Below are 20,514 nucleotides of genomic sequence, written 5' to 3' on the forward strand. Positions count from 1 at the left end.
CAGGAAGTTGGCAAGCTTATTGTAAAGCTTTTCTTATCTTTAAAAATCAAACTACAATTACCATAAACCTATTCAAATGTTAAAATCTTTACGCCTACTATTTAATTACTCCTCTATTTTATTACTTCTTTTTAGCTGTTCCACCCAAACTAGCATGGCCAAGCGCAGAGCCCCAAAATGGGTAAAGGAAAGACCCGTCACCCCGGAATACTATATTGGAATTGCTGTTGTAAATAAAGATTCGGAGCCAACGAACTACATGCAGATTGCAAAAAATCAGGCTTTACAGGATTTGTCCTCCGAAATATCTGTCAACATTTCCTCGAACTCGGTACTTCATCAGTTCGAGAATCAATCGGAGTTCAAAGAAGAATTCGAATCTCATACCAGAACATCAATCGTTCAAAATTTGGAAGGATACGAAATGGTTTCCTCATGGGATAATAAAAGGGAAAACGAATATTGGGTATACTACCGATTATCGAAAAATAAATATGAACTACTGAAACGAATTAAGCTGAATAAAGCCAAGAAAGTAGCTCAAAACTATTTTGAACAAGCTAAGCGATTAGAAAATAAACTAGACTTGTTTCAAGCATTGAGTTATTATGCCAAAGCTATTGATGCCATAAAAAATCATTTAGATGAAGACCTATCGGTTATGACATTTAATGGTAAGATTAATCTTGGTACCGATATTTACAATTCTATTCAGAACATTTTTCAGCACACACAACTCGTTCCGGCAAAAAGAGATATTCAAATAGAAATATCAACCTCTAAAAAAGAACCAATTTTGATAAAAGCAATTTGGGATGACAATACTGGAAAAAAAACAATCCCTCAACTTCCCTTAGTATTTCATTTTTCGAAAGGTGATGGCGTTCTAAATAATAAGGTGCGCACCGACGAAAACGGTTATGCAACCTCTCAACTATCTAAAGTTACCTCACACCAGAAACAACAGGAAATTGAAGTAAGCCTGGATCTTGCCGGAATTTTAGATGCCGACAATGAAAACATGAAATTGAATAGATTATTCTTCACTCCTGAATCGGCTCCAAAAGCCAAAATTCGTGTTCATGCGGAAAGATTAAAAGCTTATCTAAACTTCAATGAAAAGATTTTTGGAGAAGATTCGAAACGGGAAATCCTGAAGAATGATTTGAAAAAAGAATTATCGGAAAACTTTTTCTCTTTTACCAGACAAAAAGAGCAGGCCAAAGTAATCTTGGATATCAATACCAATGTGGTGAAAGGCGAAATAAAAGAAGGACGAAACTACAAAGTCTTTATTGTATATCTGGATTGCTTTTTCACTCTCACCGATGCCAAAACTGGTTTGGAAATATTTAACGACGCTATTTACGAAGTAAAAGGAATGAAACCGATCAGTTACGATTACGCGGTAAAAGAAGCTTACGAGGAAGCAGTAGCAGAAATACACAAAAATATTATTCCAAAACTGAATCAATTAGATTTATAATAGAAACACACAATATTTTAAGAATAAAAATGAAAATTCTATCGAAATGAAAACAAGAAAACTACATCAAAGCATATTCCTGGGACTAGGAATATTATTAGCAACTGGACTTAACTCCTGCGGATCTTCAGAGAAAATAGTTAGCAATAAAGCGCAAGGCGAAGAATTAATTGAGGTATACTGTACTGGTCCCGATTACCAAAGTGATAAAAACCATTTTAGAGCTTCTGCTATCGGCGAGAGTTTAGACCAAATGGTTTCTAAAAAGAAAGCGGGCACCAATGCTCGTGCCGAATTAGCTACTTTAATTCAATCTACCGTTCAGGGAACAATTGACAATTACGTAAATTCTACCGAACTGAATAATGTGGAGCAAGTAGAAGAACGTTTCGAAGGCTTAACTCGTGAGGTTATCAACCAGCAATTAAATAATATCAAGGTAATCTGCGAGAAGCAAACCAGAACTGGTCAAAACAAATACAAAACGTATATCGCTATTGAAATGAATGCTGACGATTTAGAAGAAGTTTTAAATCAAAAAATATCTCAGGACGAAAAGCTAAAAGTAGATTACGACTACAATAAATTCAAAGAAACATTCGAAACCGAAATGCAAAAGCTCAAAGCTCAGCAAAGCGGAATCTAATTGTAAACTGCAAATAATTTATAACGCATGGGGTAATTTACTTCATGCGTTTTTTTTATGGGACACTGATATTACCGATTAAACGGTTCTTCGCTGATTGCTATAAATATTTTCGGTACTCCGTACCTTCCAATCTGAATTCTTATTTTCTACCTGACAGCGACTTTGTTTTATATTATTAGTTTGGCATTAATTCAAATACAAGAAGAAAATACACCCACAGCTTCCCCTCTTTGTAGATCATTACCAAACCTTCTCCTTCCTAAATATATTTTTTCAGACCTTAGGTATAATTGATTAATGGTCTACTCCCAATTTTACTAACTTTACCCTGCATTTAATACCAATTACAAATGATTACAACAGACCAGCTAAAAGAATTAGCGGAGCGCACGGAAGCGCTAAGGAGGTATCTTTGACGTTGATGCCAAATTAATTCAGATTCAAGAAGAAGAAATGAGAACCCAGGCTCCTGGTTTTTGGGATAATCCCAAGGAAGCCGAAGTTCAGATGAAAAAAGTTCGTGGACTAAAAGTCTGGGTAGAAGCTTATGAAGAGACTAAAGAATCAATGGATGATTTAGCCGTTTTATTTGATTTTGCCAAAGAAGGAGAAGCCACCACTGAAGAAGTAGAGGAGCAATTTGCTATCACCCTTTCCTTAATCGAAAAGGTGGAATTGAAAAACATGCTCCGCAACGAGGAGGATAAGCTGGGAGCTATCCTAAAAATAAATGCCGGTGCCGGAGGAACAGAAAGTTGCGACTGGGCAGATATGCTATACCGTATGTATCTCCGTTACGGAGAATCTCATAAGTACAAGGTACGTCAACTGGAATATCAGGAAGGTGACGAAGCCGGGATTAAATCGGCAACCCTCGAATTTGAAGGTGATTTTGCTTACGGATACTTAAAATCAGAGAATGGAGTGCACCGTTTGGTTCGCCTCTCCCCTTTTAATGCTGCCAATAAGCGAATGACTTCCTTTGCCTCGGTATATGTATATCCTGCTATCGACGATACCATCGAAATTGAAATTAACCCTGCGGATATTAGCTGGGATACTTTTCGTTCGGGAGGTGCCGGAGGTCAGAATGTGAATAAGGTGGAAACAGGAGTGCGTTTGCGACATGCTCCTACCGGTATCACTATCGAAAATACCGAAACCCGATCGCAGTTAGGAAACCGCGAGAATGCCTTACGTCTTCTTAAATCGCAACTTTACGAACTGGAGTTGAGAAAAAGACAGGAAAAAATCGATGCCATAGAAGGTTCCAAAAAGAAAATAGAATGGGGATCGCAGATTCGTTCCTACGTGATGCAGCCCTATAAATTGGTAAAGGATGTGCGCACCGGACACGAAACCTCTAACGTGCAAGCCGTGATGGACGGCGATTTAGATGGTTTTATTAAGGCATTTCTCATGGAATTTAGCAGCGAAGAAAAAAACTAAATACAGAAAGGACGTAATAGATTTACGTCCTTTTCATTTGATGATTACAAACCTATGCTAGTGTAATTGAAACTGGTGTAGGATTCAAAAGATTATCCAACACAGGACTTCTCTCTTGCATTATTTCCAACCATTTTTCTTTTTGTACTTCAGTAGCTTCAAATACGGGCTTCAACACAATTCCTATATTTTGGTAACCAGCCCTATCTTTGGTAGGCATACCAAATAGCTTCTCTGGATTTAATTCTCCTATTATCTCAATATCTAAATCTTTAAGCTCAATATTCATTTCATTGGCAACCTTAAAGGCCAATATATGAATACATCCACTTAATCCACAAAGGATATACTCCACCGGACTAGGGGCCAAATCGGTTCCCCCCAATGGTGCTGGTCCATCAACCATTATTTTAAAATTTCTAACACTTATTTCTGATCTTGAATTGGATTTTGTCTTTGATTCAATAAGAAAATTAATTTTCTGTATTTCCATCTGCTCCATACTTTTCTGATTTAAATTGTAGATTTACAAAAGTAATCAGGAAGATGCAGGACGGTGACTTCAGCCCTGTGTACTTAAATATATCAGAGGGTGTAATTTTACACCTGTGTAAACAAATTAACATGGAGCAAATTCACGATTCGGGAAAAAGATGCCTTTCCATTCTATCAAGTGAGGAAAATGAAGAACTGTATTCAAAAAGCAACAGTCTTAATTTCGAAGCTGGAGAACTGATTATTAAGAAGGGAACTCCTGTTAATAACATCTATTTCTTAAAATCAGGCATTGTGGAATTGTCATTGAATCAAACTCCGCATCGCCAAATTTTAAACTTACTTTTTGATGGTGAATTTATTGGAATCAATTGTGTGTTTTCCACTGCTCAATATCGTTTTTCGGCACGTGCATTAACCAACTGTTCCATCGAACTATTAGACAGAGAAACTTTTACCAAACTTTTGAAAGCAAACAGTACATTTTCAATGGCATTTATTCAATATATATCATGGGTAAATGAAGATTTTCTCAACTGGCAGATGAAATTAAAAGAGAAGAATTCTGCAGGTGCACTTGCTTTTCTCATCAGTGAATTTCAGAAAAACTTTGATAGAAATTCATTTGAGATTCCTCTAACCAGACAAGAGATGGCCGGAATCATAGGCTTCTCCAAAGAGAGTGTTTTGAAAAACCTTGCCGATTTTAGGAAAGAAGGTTTAATCGATAGTAATGGTAAATCTATTACAATTATCGACTCCTCGCGTTTGGAGGAAATTGCCAAATATGGTTGACATCTCTTTATTGCTCCGATTTACTTTTCTCTTTTGGCTTTACAATTCCACCCAACAGGACACCAAATACTCCACCATAAGGAACCATGGTGTACCAATTCGACTGAATAGGACAGGTTCCGCTGGGGCAACCAACATAGTTCCAATACAGATATCCACCCAATATACCAAGCAGGCCTCCTATTATTTCGTATTTCCTCTTCCTGATAAGATTCTTCATATTATTATTCCTTTTTATTCAAACCTAATCAAAATATTAGTGATTTTATGTCGCTTAACAGACAAAGTGAAATGTAGTGCAAATAGTAGAGGCGTAGCATGCTACGCCTCTACCTTGAAGCATAAAAAAAGACTGTGCAGATAAGCTACACAGTCCTCAATTGTTCTTAAATCATTCGAATATCTTTATTTTTGCTTACGCTTCGCTTTCTTTCAGATCGCGCTTTTGCAAGGCTATTCTCTCGCTTACCTCCTTATTATTCCTTTCGATCAATTCTGAGAACAAATCGGCAAATACTTTAAATTTATCAGCATTTGCCTGCGCCATAGCACCCACATAAGGGCAAAATTCAGTGTTGATAATTCTTCTTAATTCCTGAGCAAGAATACTTGCAGACTTCGCATTATTGTGATCTACCCTATCCTCTAAATTTTGGGTGAAGGACAAATCGAAGGCAGCCTGCGAATTTTCCAGATTCCTAATTAATCCGTCTAAATCAGGAATAGCACTCCGATCGGCAACCAATCCGTCTGCATTTAAATCGCTCAACAAGGCTTTCACGTCAACGCTTTCTTTGGAATACGACTCCGAAATAATATTCAATCCGTAACGATCCAATACAGCCTTCACTTTTTCTGCACTTAGCTGTGCAGGACTGTTCCTTCGGATACATTTGGCTTCCACCTCGTAAAAAATAGCACGAATATCCAGATCACGGAGCTCATCTTTTTCTTGTAGGTCACTTGCTGCCCAACCTGCTCTTATTTTTTGGATTAATATATCGGTTTTTGCAGACAACTTCTCATAAGTGATCGTAAAATAAGCATCTTCGGTGATATTTGCTTGTTTGTTGAGATTGATAATTTCGGTTCCTACCGAAGCAATCTCCTTAATGTTTGATTTGGAACTAATTTGTCTCATTTATTATTTTTTTAATGATTTGGCCGAGTAAAACCCTTCTGTTTTGAATCTTTTTCCCCTTATCAATTGGGAAATTTTTAAAACAAATAGATTTCAATAGACTTATTTGTTAAATGATTTAAGAACTATCTAAACTAAAAATAATATTTCACACAATCAACACGTAAAACAACAATTATGAACATCTATAAATCCACATACAACAAACTAACTGCGAATTACCTCACATTTTATCCTTACATTGCTTATTCGCCTTTTATTTTAGCGGATTACAGATAATTAATGCAATAATGAAAAACAGATCACCTTCCTTGTGTTTTTTATGAATAGTTTTTTGTTTTTTTCCCTCATCGGAGGCTCCGATGAAGCAACTTTTTGCTTTTTCTCCTCATCGGAGCCTCCGATGAAGCAACTTTTTGCTTTTTCTCCTCATCGGAGCCTCCGATGAAACAACTTTTTACTTTTTCTCCTCATCGGAGTCTCCGATGAAACAACTTTTTGCTTTTTCCCCTCATCGGAGCCTCCGATAAGCAATCTTTTTGCTTTTTCACCCCATCGGAGTCTCCGATGAAGCAACTTTTTATTTTTTCATCCCAAAGAAATCTCTAAAGCCTATAAAAGCATTTACTTTCATTGATTTAAATATTTCGGTGCGCTGCACCTTTTCTTTGCCTGCCAATAAGATTGCTATAAATATTTAGGTACGCTGTACCTGTAATATTTTCCAAATCGCTTATAAGTAAAGCAAGAGCCTTGTGCAATATTCATCATCTGGCATTTTATACTTCTCAAACAGGTGCCACTCACAGCAATATAATGGGTGCTGTATTTCAGCAATGCGCTTATCACGATTCTCCAATGAAACACTTTTCCGGTTATCTCATCCATCAGTAATCAGGAATTACATGAATTAAGCAGTTCAGAATCTTCTATTTTTTAGTAAAGCCGTATATTTGTACCCACAAAACCAACAGATCAAGCAGTACACGATGTTAAAAATTTACCACAATCCACGCTGTGCCAAAAGCAGAGCTGGTTTAAAATATTTACAAGACAAAGGTTTAGAACCGGAAATCAGATTGTATTTAAAGGAAGAATTTACCGAATCGGAACTGGCCGATGTATTGATGAGAATGAATAAAGCTCCTCAGGAGATCATTCGCACGCAGGAAAAGATCTATAAAACGAACTTTAAAGGAAAAAACTTTAACCGCGACGAGTGGATCAAAATCTTAATCGAATACCCAAAATTAATTCAACGCCCCATTGTTGTAAGTAAACACAAAGCAATTTTTGCTGATCCTGCTGAAAATATGGAAGAGATTTTCTAAAAACGAATTCTGTTCTGCTATTTGTAAACTGATGCGCCCAATTAATTGGCTGATAATCTCCCTTTAATCGACTCATAAATAGGGAGGCTATTATTAATCGTTTTGAAAAATTTATTTACCAATGAACAAATTTGGAAAAATTTATTTGATCCTGCTTTCCTTGCTATCGGCGGCTTGCGATCCGTTTCACACCAAGATCGGAACCGAAGTATCGCTCTATCAAAGCAATCAGCAACAAAGCTTTGAATTCCCCGACACCCTTAAGGTGATGACCTGGAATATCAAATTTGGCGGCGGTCGTATCGATTTCTTTTTCGATTGTCATGGCGACAGGGTAATTATGGAAAAATCGGAAGTGCTCGATAATATGCAAGTGCTAGCCGAAAAAATAAGAGAGGTAAATCCTGATATTTTATTTATTCAGGAAGCCGATGTGAATGCAAAACGAAGTGCCTCCATCGATCAGGTGCAATATCTGCTCAATCATACCAATTTAAATTACGCAGCTTATGCCTCGCAGTGGAAAGCCAACTATATCCCAAGCGATGGTATCGGCAAAATGGATTCCGGCAATGCAATTTTATCGAAATGGATATTTACCGATGCCAAAAGAATTGCGCTTCCGCTGATAAAAGAGCAGAACTTTGTTGTCCGCTATTTTTATCTGAAAAGAAACCTGTTGGAAGTGCAAATAGAACACTCGGGACGCACATTGCATCTGCTTACCACTCATGCGTCGGCTTATGCCAAAGACGATACCAAGCAAAAACAATTGGAGATTATCAAAGCTTACGCAGATTCTCTAAGTAAGGATAAGGAACAATTTATATTAGGTGGCGATTTTAATTCCTTGCCGCCCTACAGCTTACAAACCAGTAATTTTGACGATTCGGCTTGTACCGATGAGGACTTTGAAGCCGATAATTATAGTACCGAAACCGAATGGATGATGCCTTTTTACAAATCCTATCGGGCAGCAATTCCTTTAGAAGATTACCGAAAGGATAACGCAAGCTATTTTACGCATACAACAGATAAAAATGGCTTTTGGAATCGAAAGCTGGATTATATATTCACCAATGGTGCATTTATCGAGAAAAGCGGGAAAGTCCTTCAACAGTGGATGCCCGTATCGGATCATGCACCTACCATTGTCGATTTTAATACAATGAAATAACATGTATTCATGTTCTAAAAGTAGGTTTTAGAACATTATTTAAACTTTTTGTAAATGATAAAAAGGCCTTATTTTTAGGCTCTAATTTTTAAACAGTTACAGTTATGGCAGATAATAAACTATTTAGTGATTTTACTCCACAAACCACACAAGAGTGGATTGATAAAATCACTATTGACTTAAAAGGAGCTGACTTCGATAAGAAGTTGGTTTGGAGAACGAACGAAGGGTTTAATGTTAAGCCTTTTTACAGACTGGAGAACATGGATGATAAAGGTTTCCTGAATACTTACCCAGGAGATTTTCCATACGTTCGAGGTAATAAAAAAGACAGCAATAACTGGCTAGTTCGTCAGGATATTGTTGTAGAAGATGTGAAAACGGCTAACGCAAAAGCACTCGACATCCTAAATAAAGGTATCGATTCATTAGGCTTTGTTCTAAACTGGAAAGACCTTCGTAAAGACGAATTGACTGTTCTATTAAACGGCATTTATCTTGATTGTGTAGAAATCAACTTCGAAAAATCACACGATACTCTTGAGTTGATTCAAAACTTACAGGCAGTTGCTACCGAAAAAGGTGTTGCTTTGGATAAAATTCAAGGTGGTGTAGCTATCGATCTTCTATCGGGATATAGTACAACCGGTAATTTTTGCCATTCCGAAGAAAGCTCATTCAATTACTTGAAAGAAGCTGTTGTGGCTGCAAAAGAACTTCCAAATTTTAAAGTTGTTGCAGTTGGTGGTAAATTGTTCAACAACTCAGGTTCTTCTATCGTTGAAGAATTAGGATTTAGTTTAGCTGCCGGTGCTGAATATATAAGCAAATTGATTGAATCGGGTCTTGCAATTGAAGAAATTGCTCCTAAAATCCGTTTCAACTTTGCTACCAGCTCTAAATACTTCATGGAGATTGCCAAACTAAGAGCAGCACGTTTGCTTTGGGCATTCATTGTGAAAGAATTTGGTGCTTCTGAAGAATTCTGTAAGATGAATATTCACGCAGAGACTTCGGATTGGAATAAAACAGTTTACGATCCATATGTAAATATGCTTCGTACTCAAACCGAAACCATGTCTGCTGTTTTAGGTGGTTTGGATTCTTATACCGTAAGACCTTTCGATGCTTCCTACGAACAACCAACCGAATTTTCGGAACGTATCGCCCGTAACCAACAATTGTTGTTGAAAGAAGAATCTCACTTTGGTACAATTGCTGATCCTGCTGCCGGTTCTTATTATATTGAATCTCTTACCGAATCTATTGCTGAAGAAGCATGGAAACTTTTCCTTAATGTTCAGGAAAAAGGTGGTTATTTAGCTGCTTTCAAAGCTGGATTCGTACAGGAAACAATTAAAGCTACTGCTCAGAAAAGAGATATGGCTATCGCTACCCGTAGAGAAAACTTCCTGGGTACTAACCAATTCCCAAATTTTGGCGAAGTATTAGAAACTATTCCTGAAGCTGTTCTTCTTCCCGAAGATAAAACTGCCGATAAAGCAGAATGCGAAACCTTGAAGCCATACCGTGGCGCTCAGGCTTTCGAAACACTTCGTAACAAGACTGATATTTACAGCAAAACAAATGCACGTCCTAAAGTGATGATGTTTCCAATCGGTAACTTAAATATGCGTAAGGCTCGTGCACAATTTGCATGTAACTTCTTCGCTTGTGCCGGTTTCGATGTGGAAGATCATAATGGTTTTACTTCCGTTGCGGAAGGTGTGAAATTCGTAACTGAAAAGAATGCTAAAATTGTGGTGGTTTGTAGCTCTGATGACGAGTATGCTACCATCGTTCCTGAAGTTAACGAAGCACTTAAAGGAAAAGCCATTACTGTTGTAGCTGGTGCTCCAGCATGTGCTGATGAATTAAAAGCTAAAGGCATTACAAACTTCGTTAACGTGAGATCTAATGTTCTTGAAACTTTAAAAGCTTATCAGGCAGAACTTGGAATTTAATTAGAGGAGTTGCATGGTACAGACGTAGTATGCTACGTCTCTACAGTTTAAAACAAAAAGAAATGAAACCAAATTTTAAAGATATAAATATCAAGTCATCACAGAGAGCTGCAGCTACTTCTCAGGAATGGGAAAAGGAAAACAGCATTAAAAAATCGTGGATGACACCAGAACAAATTCCTGTTAAAACTGCTTTTAATAAGGAAGATTTAGAAGGTATGGAGCACCTGAACTTCGTTTCCGGTTTGCCTCCTTTCCTACGCGGACCTTATTCAGCTATGTATCCTTTGCGTCCTTGGACTGTTCGTCAGTACGCAGGATTCTCTACAGCTGAAGAATCAAATGCATTTTATCGTCGTAACCTTGCTGCTGGTCAGAAAGGTCTTTCTGTAGCATTCGACTTGGCTACACACCGTGGATACGATTCAGATCATCCTCGTGTGATTGGTGATGTGGGTAAAGCCGGAGTTGCTATCGACTCTATCCTGGATATGGAGATTCTTTTCGATCAGATTCCATTGGATCAGATGTCAGTATCTATGACAATGAATGGTGCCGTACTTCCCGTATTGGCTTTTTACATTGTTGCAGGTTTAGAGCAAGGTGCTCGCTTGGATCAACTTTCCGGAACGATTCAGAATGATATCCTTAAAGAATTCATGGTGCGTAACACTTACATTTACCCACCAGAGTTTTCAATGAAAATTATTGCTGATATCTTCGAATACACTTCTCAGAAGATGCCTAAGTTCAACTCTATTTCTATCTCTGGTTACCACATGCAGGAAGCAGGTGCTACAGCAGATATCGAGTTAGCTTATACTCTTGCTGATGGTTTGGAATATTTGAAAAAAGGTGTGGCTGCAGGTATGGATGTTGATACATTCGCACCTCGTTTGTCTTTCTTCTGGGCTATCGGAATGAATCACTTCATGGAGATTGCTAAGATGAGAGCTGGTCGTTTACTTTGGTCTAAGATTGTAAAACAATTCAACCCTAAGAATCCTAAGTCGATGGCATTGCGTACTCACTCGCAAACTTCGGGTTGGTCATTAACCGAGCAGGATCCTTTCAACAATGTTGGTCGTACTTGTATCGAAGCTATGGCTGCTGCATTGGGTCATACTCAATCCTTACACACCAATGCATTGGATGAGGCAATTGCATTGCCAACCGATTTCTCTGCACGTATTGCTCGTAATACTCAGATCTATATTCAGGATGAAACTACCATCTGTAAAGCAGTGGATCCATGGGCAGGTTCTTACTATGTAGAATCATTAACTCAGGAATTGGTTGATAAAGCATGGGCTCACATCGAAGAAGTTGAGAAATTAGGTGGAATGGCAAAAGCTATTGAATCCGGTATTCCAAAACTTCGTATCGAAGAAGCTGCTGCTCGTACTCAGGCTAAGATTGATGCCAACACTCAAACTATTGTAGGCACCAACAAATATCGTTTGGAGAAAGAAGATCCATTGGATATCTTGGAAGTGGATAACACAGCTGTACGTACAGCTCAGATTGAGCGATTGGCGAAACTACGTGCCAACCGCGATGAAAAAGCTGTTCAAGCTGCTCTTGAAGCCATCACTGCCTGTGCAAACGGAGGCGAAGGTAACTTGTTGGATCTTGCTGTTAAAGCGGCACAATTGCGTGCTTCGTTAGGGGAGATTTCAGATGCATGTGAGAAAGTATGTGGAAGATATAAAGCCGTAATCAGAACTGTGTCAGGAGTATATTCATCAGAATCGAAACAAGATGCTGACTTTGCGAAAGCAAAAGAATTAGCAGATAAATTTGCAGAAATGACTGGGCGTCGTCCTCGTATCATGGTTGCAAAAATGGGACAAGATGGTCACGACCGTGGTGGTAAAGTGGTTGCTACCGGTTTTGCAGATATGGGATTTGACGTAGATATGGGACCTTTGTTCCAAACTCCGGAAGAATCTGCTAAGCAAGCCGTAGAAAATGACGTACATTTCGTTGGAGTGTCTTCATTGGCTGCTGGTCACAAGACTTTGATTCCTGCTATCATCGAGGAATTGAAAAAGTTGGGTCGCGAAGACATCATGGTTACTGCTGGTGGTGTTATTCCAGCTCAGGATTATGACTTCCTTTACGAAGCCGGAGTTGTAGGAGTATTTGGTCCTGGTACCAAAGTTTCTAAATGTGCCATCCAAATGTTGGAAATCCTAATTGAGCAATATCAAGACTAATATTGATATTATCACTATATTTAAAGGCAGGGAGTTGTTACTTCCTGCCTTTTTTTTATTCCTTTTTCCGACCAATTGAAAACCGGTATCATGAAAAAATTAATCTTCCTACTTTTGTTTTCGTTTTTTAACATTGGAGCTTTTGCACAAAATAAGACCAAACTGGATACCAGAATTCAGAAAGAGGTACTCAGTGGGCAAATCAATTTAGATGCGTTTAATATGGATATTTGTAAGGCCTGGTACACTCCGGAACACGAAACTTATCAGATAAAGAAAGGCTTACTCCGTAAATTGAAACAGCAAAATTTAAACAACATTAGGATTCTGATAGTTTTGGGCTCCTGGTGTCATGATAGTCATCAACAGGTTCCCCGCTTCATCAAAATATTAGAAGCTATTTCTTTCCCTTTCGAACATTTAGATATGAACGCCTTGGATACCTACAAGCATTCGCCAGATTTTGATGCAAAAACAAATGGAATAACTAGAGTTCCCACTATTATCATCTACAAAAAGGATCAGGAGATTGGAAGAATCATTGAACATCCTAAAAAAAGCCTGGAAAGAGACTTACTTCACATTCTTAACAACAAATAATCCTTAAGCAGAGTTCTCATTTCTAATTCTTCAATACTGTAAAAAACAATACAAATCACAATTTTGTCAATCGCACAAATATTCTTTTTCCCGCAAATCAAGCCATTTTTAGTATTTCACTAATTTTCCTGATTAAAAGTCTAATTTCTTAGATTAAATAGCCTTTTTGTCTTACATCCAAATCTAAGATTGATGCGTTTTATCTCGTTTTCAAGACGATAGATATACTTCTATTTGAACTTTTCAAAATTTTTATCGTAAATTGAATTTGAGTTAATTATTCTTAAACTAAAATATCACGATATGTCAGCATTACTTGTAATTTTAGGTTCTTCCCTTTTTACTAGCCTTATTGCGTTCCATATCCATAACGAAAATAAGCTTTCCAAGAGAATTGTAAAAGCAGGATATTACGTGCAGGAGCTATTAGATCAAAATGAAATTAAACACATTGATGTGGAGAAAAAATTTGAAACCTCCAGTCTTACCACTCAAATTAGAGTCATGGAATATTACTTGCATGCACTCGATAACTCTTACAAAGATTTTGGAATGAAAAAATCGGTATTCCAACGCATTTCGAAAATCGAAAGTGTATTAATGGAATATGGATACCAAAATGAACTAAGTCTTATTTAATACTCGAAAGCGGAAAACATTCGTCCACTTTAACTCCTTTATCGGTTTGAATTAAACTACAGCATTCATACTGAATATCATGCTGAAAAAATAGAAAATATTGGTTCTTAACCGCTTCCTGAAGAAAGCTTTCTTTTTCGCTTAAGGATGCTGTAGGATTCAAATCGTAACTTGCCAACCATTTTACCGGAATATTTGCTACTGTTGGAATAAAATCTCCGGCAAACACAATAGTTTGATTCCCTTTTTTAAGAATTGGAATCATCAATCCTGGCGTGTGACCGTCGAAAAAGCGAACTTCGAAATTTGGAAAAAGCGCACCTTCCTTTTCAACGAAACGAAGTCTTCCTGCTTCCTGAATTGGCATGATATTTTCATCAAAAAAAGCATCACTCTCCCTAATATTTGGATTTTTATAATTCTCCCAATGCCTTTTACTTACCCAATGTGTTGCATTAGGAAACACCAATTCATATCCTGTTTTTGCATTATTCCATTTTACTGCTCCCCCGCAATGATCAAAATGCAAATGCGTAAATACCACATCCGTAATATCATCGGTTGAAAAACCAGCATTCTCAATTGAAGAAACCAAACTCGCGTCGCCATTCAATTGCTGATGTGCAAAAAAAGTTTCATCCTGTTTATCTCCTGTTCCATTATCGATCAGGATTTTACGATCTCCTTCAACAACCAACATACTTCGCATTGCACAGTTGCAGTAATTGTTCTCATCACAAGGGTATTTTCTACTCCACATTACTTTTGGAACAACACTAAACATTGCTCCTCCATCGCACATAAAATTTCCGGTTTCTATATTGACTAATTCCATTTGTATTCTTTTTAATTCTATTACCTTTAAATGCGTAAACAAGCATAAAATCTCTGTTTACACAAAATACAGATTCAAAAATACAATATTATAAACGATTCTCCATGAAGGTTCACTTTATCGCAATAGGCGGAAGTGCAATGCACAATTTAGCCATAGCATTACACAAAAAAGAATTTACAGTCACCGGTTCTGATGACGAAATTTTTGAACCATCAAAATCAAGATTAGCTAATTACAAGTTATTACCTGAAAATTGGGGTTGGTATCCTGAGAAAATAACCACAGACATTGATGCAATTATCCTGGGAATGCACGCTCGACTGGATAATCCAGAACTTATTAAAGCTCAAAATCTGGGAGTAAAGATCTTTTCATATCCTGAATATATTTATGAACAAACAAAAGATAAAATCAGAGTTGTTATAGGAGGAAGCCATGGTAAAACAACAACCACATCTATGATAATGCACGTTTTGAAAGAAAACAACATAGACTTTGATTATATGGTTGGTGCACAAATTGAAGGTTTTGAAACGATGGTAAAACTAACTAAAGAAGCAAGAATAGCTATATTTGAAGGTGACGAATACCTATCCTCGCCAATAGATCGCAGACCAAAATTTCATCTTTATCACCCAAATATTGCACTGCTTACTGGAATTGCATGGGATCATATCAATGTGTTTCCCACTTTTGAGAATTATGTTTCTCAATTTGAAAGCTTTATCGATCTAATTCAAGCAAATGGCAATCTCATTTATTTCGAAGAAGATGAGGAGATTCAAAAAATTATCCAAAAGCGAAGGACAGACATTCAATATATTGCCTATGGAACCCATCCATTCTTCATTAAGGAGAATAAAACATCTCTGAAAACAAAAAATGGTGACTATCCTCTTGCTATTTTTGGCAAACATAACCTGCAAAACCTGATGGGCGCCTATCATATCTGCAAACAGCTAAAATTATCAGACAATCAATTTTACACTGCTATTCAGTCTTTTTCAGGAGCTGCAAAACGATTACAAATATTAGCGAAAAATGAAAATTGTGTTGTCTTTCAGGATTTTGCTCATTCCCCGTCAAAATTAAAAGCAACAACGGAAGCGGTTAAAAGACAATATCCAAATCGTAGATTAATTGCTTGCATGGAATTGCACACTTTTAGTAGTTTGAAAAAAGAATTTCTCCCACAATACAAACACTCAATGAGTCTGGCTGATGAAGCAATTGTTTATTTTAATCCGAAAACAATAGAACACAAAAAATTAGAGCCAATAACCACTGAACAAGTTACCGAGGCATTTGGGACAGTTAATTTGAAGGTTTATATTGATTCTGAAAAAATGAAGCAGGATTTACTAAGCATGGAATTTAAAAATGCAAATGTACTTCTAATGAGTTCCGGAAATTTTTCAGGAGTGAATCTACTTCAACTTGCTGAAAATATTACTATCAAAAGCTGATCCGTTTCCAATGACAAATTAGAAACCAATGTTTTGCAAGCTTCCAAATTAATACTACTTTTAGCTTATAACGTATCTTAATGCGCTAATATTATGCTTCTAACTCTCAGAAAACTTTTATGTATTCTCCTCTTTCTTCCTATACTAAACAACATAGGAATTGCTCAGAATAGAATTCAAAAAGCAGAAGAATTATTGCCAAATACTAAGGGAGAAGAAAGAATTGCATTGTTAAATGAATTATCTAATCTTTATTGGGATGCTAATCCGGATAAAAGTATTGAATACGCAAAGGAAATCGTAATCCTTAATTCCAATGATCCGGAAGCAAAAGCTTCCTCCCTATATCATTTAGGGAATCTGTATCGCAAAATCAATAATTACAGACTGGCATTGGATTGTCATACACAAGTGCTTGAAATTCGAAAAACGAAGCCTGATCCTATTGCTCTCTCAGCATCTTACAATAATATTGGGGAAATTTACAAAATCCTGAATAAGTTCGATAGTGCTCTACTGAATTTTAATACTGCTTTGGAGATTCGTAAGAAAGAAGGAAATCAAAAGGGCATTGCCTATACTCTCAATAATATTGGAAGTTTATATTGGTTAAAAAAAGATTACTCAAACGCCTTAGAATTCTATTTAAAATCTCTGGAAATTAGATTGAAATTAGGTGATAAATCAGATATTGCTTCCTCCTTAAATAACTTGGGTAATGTTTACAAAAACCTCGATAAATATAATAAAGCATTAGACTACTATAATAAAGCCTTAAAAATAAGGAAAGAGCTTGGAGATAAATCTCTTATTGCCTATACCTTAAATGATATCGGCGGAATATATTGGCGTCTAAATAATTACAATGAATCTCTTCGCTTTTATAATCAATCGCTTGAATTGAGAAAAACATTGGGAAACCGAAGAAATATTGCTGCTACACTTAAAAATATTGGAACCGTTTACAAGGATTTAAATGAATTGGATTTTTCACTAAAACATTATAATGAATCCCTAAAGATATATGATGAGATAGCTGATATCAAAGAACAGGCAAATGTGTTTTCGCTAATAGGAAACTTATATCAAGCCTATAATAACTTCGACAAGAGTCTAGAATATCACAAGATTGCCTTAAATCTGCATAAAAAATTAGGCAATGTTAAAGGAATCGCATATTCCTCAAATAGTATTGGTAAAATCTTAATGAACTATTACAAAAGCGAAGAGGCTGAACAATTCCTGCTGGAAGCTTTTAAGAATGCAAACCTATCGAATGATAGAAATTTACAAAAAACTACCGCTGAAAATTTATTTGAATATTATTCCAATCAAGGAGATTATAAGAAAGCTCTCCAATATTATCGGAAATATTCCAATACTCAATATGATAGTATCATGGATCAATTGAGTAAAAATAAGATTTCCGAATTTGAAGCCAAATACGAGATCTCCCAAAAGAAGGATGAAATTAAAAGCTTAAAAGAATATAGCAGAATGCAAGCTATTCTTATATATTTATTTATCACCTTAATATTATCTGCTGGAGTTATTGGCTACTTCGTAAAGAAAAATATAAAAATAAGAAAAGAAGCTACGATTGCTCTTACTTCGAAAAATAAGGAATTAGAAGAGATCAACTCCAGACTTCAGGAAATCGATTTGGTATTAAGAGATTCCAACCTTACTATGGATAAAATCTTTAATATTATCTCGAATGACTTGCGAGAACCTTTTGATGAATTAAAAAGAATTAGTAATCATTTGGTAGATAGTTTTAATGAACCAGAAATCGAAAAACAACTAAAATTAGCTCAGGAAATCAGAGAATTATCTTCTCATGTAAATGATTTGGTGGAAAATGTTCTGTTATGGTCCGCTTCTCAAGCCGGCAAAACAAAATACATCCCCAGCACTTTTAGTATTAAAGAAATTTTAAACCGCTCAATTCAAATATTATCGGGTCCTATTATCGAAAAAAACATAAAAATCATTTTCAATATGGATAGCAAATCAGTGGCTTACGCTGATATAGCTGCAATTTCTGAAGTCTTTAAAAATTTGCTCTCTAATGCTATTAAATTTTCATATCCCGAAGGAAAAATTACGATATCTGCCAACGAAAAAAAATATTGGATAGAATTGGAAATTTCCGATGAAGGAATAGGTATGAGTAAATCAAACCTGAATAAAATTTTTCGTTTAGACGGAAATTATTTAGCACTTGGTACTGCAAAGGAAAAAGGTGCAGGAGTTGGATTATTACTCTGTAAAGAATACATAATAAAAAATGGAGGTAAAATCTGGGCTGAAAGTGAAGAAGGCAAAGGCAGTAGTTTTTACATTACTATTCCTAAATCAGAAAAACTAATGGACTCTGTACCCAAAATTCCAAGTGCATAACCTATAGTATTCTTTTATTTCTTACCATATAGCGTTTTTTCACATAAAAAAAGAGACGTCCAAAGGACATCTCTTGTGTATCATAGTTATCAGATTACTTACACACTTTATTCACAAAGTGATAATGACTTCCGAATCTTTCAAAGGCAGCTTTATCTAATTCTTCTCTAAAATTAGGATGTGCAACTGAAATAATCGCCTTTGCTCTTTGTTGTAGCGTTTTTCCTAACAAATTAACAGCACCGTGTTCCGTTACAAACCATCTCATATTGTTACGGGTTGTTACTACTCCTGAGCCTTCGATTAGGGTAGGAGTAATTTTTGAAACTCCCTTGCCCGTAACAGATGGCATTGCAATAATAGGAACTCCTCCTTCAGATGCTGCAGCACCACGTGTAAAATCAATCTGACCACCAACTCCGGAATAATGTCTAGTTCCTATGGAATCCGCACAAACCTGACCAGTTATATCAATTGACAATGCTGAGTTAATGGCACAAACCTTAGGATTCTGCTTAATCACATGAACTCCATTTGTGTAGGCTACATCCATCATTAACACACCAGGATTGTCATCAACAAAATTGTAAAGCTCTTTTGTTCCCATCAGAAATCCAGCAACAATTTTACCTTTATCAAGCTTTTTATTCAACCCGTTCACTACTCCACTTTCAACCAATGGAAGCAAACCATCTGCGAACATCTCAGTATGTACTCCCAGGTTTTTGTGATTTCCTAGCTGAGCCAAAACAGCATTTGGAATTCCACCAATACCCATTTGCAAACAAGCTCCATCAGGAATTAAATTTGCAACATTTTTACCTATTTCAACCTCTAAATCGGACAAAGGAGCGTTTCCATGCTCAACAAGAGGAGAATCGTCCTCACAAAAAATATCGAATGCACTAAGAGGCATCATTGCATCACCAAAAGCACGAGGCACATTAGGATTAATTATTGCAATAACTTTGTCTGCTTCCTCGACAGCCGCTCTTGTACAATCAACAGATGTTCCTAAGGAAACAAATCCATGTTTATCGGGTACACTCACTTGTACAACAGCCAAGTTAACATTCAAATAGCCTTCTCGAATTAACAACTGAGTTTCGCTTAAGAAAACGGGAATATAATCTGCATATCCAGCTTGTGTTTGTTTGCGGACGTTTGCTCCAACAAACAAAGACTCCAGGTTAAAAATACCTTCAAATTCAGGTTCCACATATGGTGCTGCACCTTCTGTATGAATATGTTGTATGGTAACATCGTAAAATTCACCTTTACGACCTCTGTCGCACATCGCACTAATAAATTTATTTGGAGTTGCGGCTACAGAATGCAAATGGATTCTATCTCCAGACTTAATCACCTTTGCTGCTTCCTCAAAAGAAACTGTTTTGATCTCTTTACGCATCTTTTACTCGGTTTTATATTGTGGTTTATAATTTCAATTTCGCCGACTAAAGTAGTATATTTTTCAAGCCTTAAATCTGCTCTTTAGCAGGAGTGCTACAGAACATATCTTTGCACAATCTTCTTGATAAGATTTTGAGTTTTAATAAAATGATTATACAAATAGCTCGAGCCTTTCCAATATATTTAGTGCAATCGATTTTCGTATAACATTCTTCTTCCTAAACTAACTTAAAAACAAAAAAAAGAAGCCGGGATGAAAATCCCGGCTTCAAAACCCAAACATCTAATAAAACTTAAATAACAAAAACTATCAAACTATTATTTCTTATAACCCTATAATAAAGTATTCTTCAAACTATATTTCGAATACTTTTAAAAAATAATATCCTTTACTAATTTGTTTATCACAAGATACAAAGCTATATCTTATCAAGCAAATCAATAATGTT

General features: G+C 36.4%; 17 protein-coding genes. 12 read left to right on the top strand and 5 right to left on the bottom strand.

From position 1 onward, the window contains the following. Positions 1 to 76: 76 nt before the first annotated feature. The 3 genes from DLK05_RS12805 to prfB all read left to right on the top strand — a co-directional run bounded on the left by DLK05_RS12805 (position 77) and on the right by prfB (position 3,584). Positions 77 to 1,486 carry an LPP20 family lipoprotein gene (locus DLK05_RS12805; protein WP_127344406.1) on the top strand — a complete coding sequence of 470 codons (1,410 nt, stop codon included), beginning with the start codon at positions 77 to 79 and terminating at the stop codon, positions 1,484 to 1,486. Between the two features lie 46 nt (positions 1,487 to 1,532). Then, positions 1,533 to 2,132: an LPP20 family lipoprotein gene (locus DLK05_RS12810; protein WP_127344407.1), complete on the top strand. Its 600-nt coding sequence runs from the start codon at positions 1,533 to 1,535 to the stop codon at positions 2,130 to 2,132. Positions 2,133 to 2,485: 353 nt separating this feature from the next. After that, positions 2,486 to 3,584, top strand: a protein-coding gene (gene prfB / locus DLK05_RS12815) for a peptide chain release factor 2 (RefSeq protein ID WP_127344408.1) whose coding sequence is annotated in 2 segments (ribosomal slippage) — positions 2,486 to 2,548 and positions 2,550 to 3,584 — 1,098 coding nt in all. Because the reading frame shifts where the segments join, the coding sequence is not laid out codon by codon here. A gap of 52 nt (positions 3,585 to 3,636) precedes the next feature. Here the strand turns inward: prfB and DLK05_RS12820 are convergent. Beyond that, positions 3,637 to 4,086, bottom strand: coding sequence for an OsmC family protein (locus DLK05_RS12820; protein WP_127344409.1), 450 nt, complete (start codon positions 4,084 to 4,086; stop codon positions 3,637 to 3,639). A 122-nt stretch (positions 4,087 to 4,208) separates the two neighbouring features. Here DLK05_RS12820 and DLK05_RS12825 point away from each other — a divergent pair, with 122 nt between their 5' ends. Further along, complete coding sequence (locus tag DLK05_RS12825) at positions 4,209 to 4,874, top strand: Crp/Fnr family transcriptional regulator (protein ID WP_209319871.1); 666 nt, start codon at positions 4,209 to 4,211, stop codon at positions 4,872 to 4,874. Positions 4,875 to 4,881: 7 nt separating this feature from the next. Here DLK05_RS12825 and DLK05_RS12830 read toward each other — a convergent pair whose 3' ends face one another. Both DLK05_RS12830 and DLK05_RS12835 read right to left on the bottom strand, forming a co-directional pair. Beyond that, positions 4,882 to 5,094 carry a DUF6132 family protein gene (locus DLK05_RS12830; protein ID WP_127344411.1) on the bottom strand — a complete coding sequence of 71 codons (213 nt, stop codon included), beginning with the start codon at positions 5,092 to 5,094 and terminating at the stop codon, positions 4,882 to 4,884. 195 nt (positions 5,095 to 5,289) lie between these two features. Next, positions 5,290 to 6,015 (bottom strand): DUF6261 family protein, encoded by a 726-nt coding sequence (locus DLK05_RS12835; protein ID WP_127344412.1) that lies wholly within the window; start codon positions 6,013 to 6,015, stop codon positions 5,290 to 5,292. Positions 6,016 to 7,004: 989 nt separating this feature from the next. Here DLK05_RS12835 and arsC point away from each other — a divergent pair. The 6 genes from arsC to DLK05_RS12865 all read left to right on the top strand — a co-directional run bounded on the left by arsC (position 7,005) and on the right by DLK05_RS12865 (position 13,945). Next, complete coding sequence (gene arsC / locus DLK05_RS12840) at positions 7,005 to 7,346, top strand: arsenate reductase (glutaredoxin) (RefSeq protein ID WP_127344413.1); 342 nt, start codon at positions 7,005 to 7,007, stop codon at positions 7,344 to 7,346. Positions 7,347 to 7,467: 121 nt separating this feature from the next. After that, the gene (locus DLK05_RS12845) at positions 7,468 to 8,523 is read left to right on the top strand and encodes an endonuclease/exonuclease/phosphatase family protein (RefSeq protein WP_127344414.1); all 1,056 of its coding nucleotides are present in this window, start codon (positions 7,468 to 7,470) and stop codon (positions 8,521 to 8,523) included. A gap of 104 nt (positions 8,524 to 8,627) precedes the next feature. Further along, on the top strand, positions 8,628 to 10,487 hold the full coding sequence (locus tag DLK05_RS12850) for a methylmalonyl-CoA mutase family protein (protein WP_127344415.1): 1,860 nt from the start codon (positions 8,628 to 8,630) through the stop codon (positions 10,485 to 10,487). Between the two features lie 62 nt (positions 10,488 to 10,549). Next, positions 10,550 to 12,706: a methylmalonyl-CoA mutase gene (scpA, locus tag DLK05_RS12855; RefSeq protein WP_127344416.1), complete on the top strand. Its 2,157-nt coding sequence runs from the start codon at positions 10,550 to 10,552 to the stop codon at positions 12,704 to 12,706. A 90-nt stretch (positions 12,707 to 12,796) separates the two neighbouring features. Then, positions 12,797 to 13,306, top strand: a complete 510-nt coding sequence (locus DLK05_RS12860) for a thioredoxin family protein (RefSeq protein ID WP_127344417.1) — start codon at positions 12,797 to 12,799, stop codon at positions 13,304 to 13,306. Positions 13,307 to 13,609: 303 nt separating this feature from the next. Continuing rightward, on the top strand, positions 13,610 to 13,945 hold the full coding sequence (locus DLK05_RS12865) for a hypothetical protein (protein WP_127344418.1): 336 nt from the start codon (positions 13,610 to 13,612) through the stop codon (positions 13,943 to 13,945). Here the strand turns inward: DLK05_RS12865 and DLK05_RS12870 are convergent. Beyond that, entirely contained in the window at positions 13,938 to 14,780 is an 843-nt protein-coding gene (locus tag DLK05_RS12870) for an MBL fold metallo-hydrolase (protein WP_127344419.1), read from the bottom strand. The genes DLK05_RS12865 and DLK05_RS12870 overlap by 8 nt on opposite strands. Positions 14,781 to 14,884: 104 nt before the next feature. Here DLK05_RS12870 and DLK05_RS12875 point away from each other — a divergent pair, with 104 nt between their 5' ends. Then, positions 14,885 to 16,249 carry a UDP-N-acetylmuramate--L-alanine ligase gene (locus DLK05_RS12875; protein WP_127344420.1) on the top strand — a complete coding sequence of 455 codons (1,365 nt, stop codon included), beginning with the start codon at positions 14,885 to 14,887 and terminating at the stop codon, positions 16,247 to 16,249. Between the two features lie 93 nt (positions 16,250 to 16,342). Beyond that, positions 16,343 to 18,652 (top strand): tetratricopeptide repeat-containing sensor histidine kinase, encoded by a 2,310-nt coding sequence (locus tag DLK05_RS12880; RefSeq protein WP_127344421.1) that lies wholly within the window; start codon positions 16,343 to 16,345, stop codon positions 18,650 to 18,652. 94 nt (positions 18,653 to 18,746) lie between these two features. On the opposite strand, the gene DLK05_RS12885 is transcribed toward DLK05_RS12880, so the two are convergent. Further along, on the bottom strand, positions 18,747 to 20,063 hold the full coding sequence (locus DLK05_RS12885; protein ID WP_127344422.1) for an acetyl-CoA hydrolase/transferase family protein: 1,317 nt from the start codon (positions 20,061 to 20,063) through the stop codon (positions 18,747 to 18,749). Between the last annotated feature and the right edge of the window lie 451 nt (positions 20,064 to 20,514).

It is taken from the genome of Ancylomarina longa (assembly GCF_003996985.1).
GTDB classification, from domain to species: Bacteria; Bacteroidota; Bacteroidia; order Bacteroidales; family Marinifilaceae; genus Ancylomarina_A; species Ancylomarina_A longa.

Bases quoted from the DNA above. Each gene is read 5' to 3' on its own strand.
- DLK05_RS12805 (WP_127344406.1), top strand. From the start codon at position 77: ATGTTAAAATCTTTACGCCTACTATTTAATTACTCCTCTATTTTATTA.
- DLK05_RS12810 (WP_127344407.1), top strand. From the start codon at position 1,533: ATGAAAACAAGAAAACTACATCAAAGCATATTCCTGGGACTAGGAATA.
- DLK05_RS12820 (WP_127344409.1), bottom strand. From the start codon at position 4,086: ATGGAGCAGATGGAAATACAGAAAATTAATTTTCTTATTGAATCAAAG.
- DLK05_RS12825 (WP_209319871.1), top strand. From the start codon at position 4,209: ATGGAGCAAATTCACGATTCGGGAAAAAGATGCCTTTCCATTCTATCA.
- DLK05_RS12830 (WP_127344411.1), bottom strand. From the start codon at position 5,094: ATGAAGAATCTTATCAGGAAGAGGAAATACGAAATAATAGGAGGCCTG.
- DLK05_RS12835 (WP_127344412.1), bottom strand. From the start codon at position 6,015: ATGAGACAAATTAGTTCCAAATCAAACATTAAGGAGATTGCTTCGGTA.
- arsC (WP_127344413.1), top strand. From the start codon at position 7,005: ATGTTAAAAATTTACCACAATCCACGCTGTGCCAAAAGCAGAGCTGGT.
- DLK05_RS12845 (WP_127344414.1), top strand. From the start codon at position 7,468: ATGAACAAATTTGGAAAAATTTATTTGATCCTGCTTTCCTTGCTATCG.
- DLK05_RS12850 (WP_127344415.1), top strand. From the start codon at position 8,628: ATGGCAGATAATAAACTATTTAGTGATTTTACTCCACAAACCACACAA.
- scpA (WP_127344416.1), top strand. From the start codon at position 10,550: ATGAAACCAAATTTTAAAGATATAAATATCAAGTCATCACAGAGAGCT.
- DLK05_RS12860 (WP_127344417.1), top strand. From the start codon at position 12,797: ATGAAAAAATTAATCTTCCTACTTTTGTTTTCGTTTTTTAACATTGGA.
- DLK05_RS12865 (WP_127344418.1), top strand. From the start codon at position 13,610: ATGTCAGCATTACTTGTAATTTTAGGTTCTTCCCTTTTTACTAGCCTT.
- DLK05_RS12870 (WP_127344419.1), bottom strand. From the start codon at position 14,780: ATGGAATTAGTCAATATAGAAACCGGAAATTTTATGTGCGATGGAGGA.
- DLK05_RS12875 (WP_127344420.1), top strand. From the start codon at position 14,885: ATGAAGGTTCACTTTATCGCAATAGGCGGAAGTGCAATGCACAATTTA.
- DLK05_RS12880 (WP_127344421.1), top strand. From the start codon at position 16,343: ATGCTTCTAACTCTCAGAAAACTTTTATGTATTCTCCTCTTTCTTCCT.
- DLK05_RS12885 (WP_127344422.1), bottom strand. From the start codon at position 20,063: ATGCGTAAAGAGATCAAAACAGTTTCTTTTGAGGAAGCAGCAAAGGTG.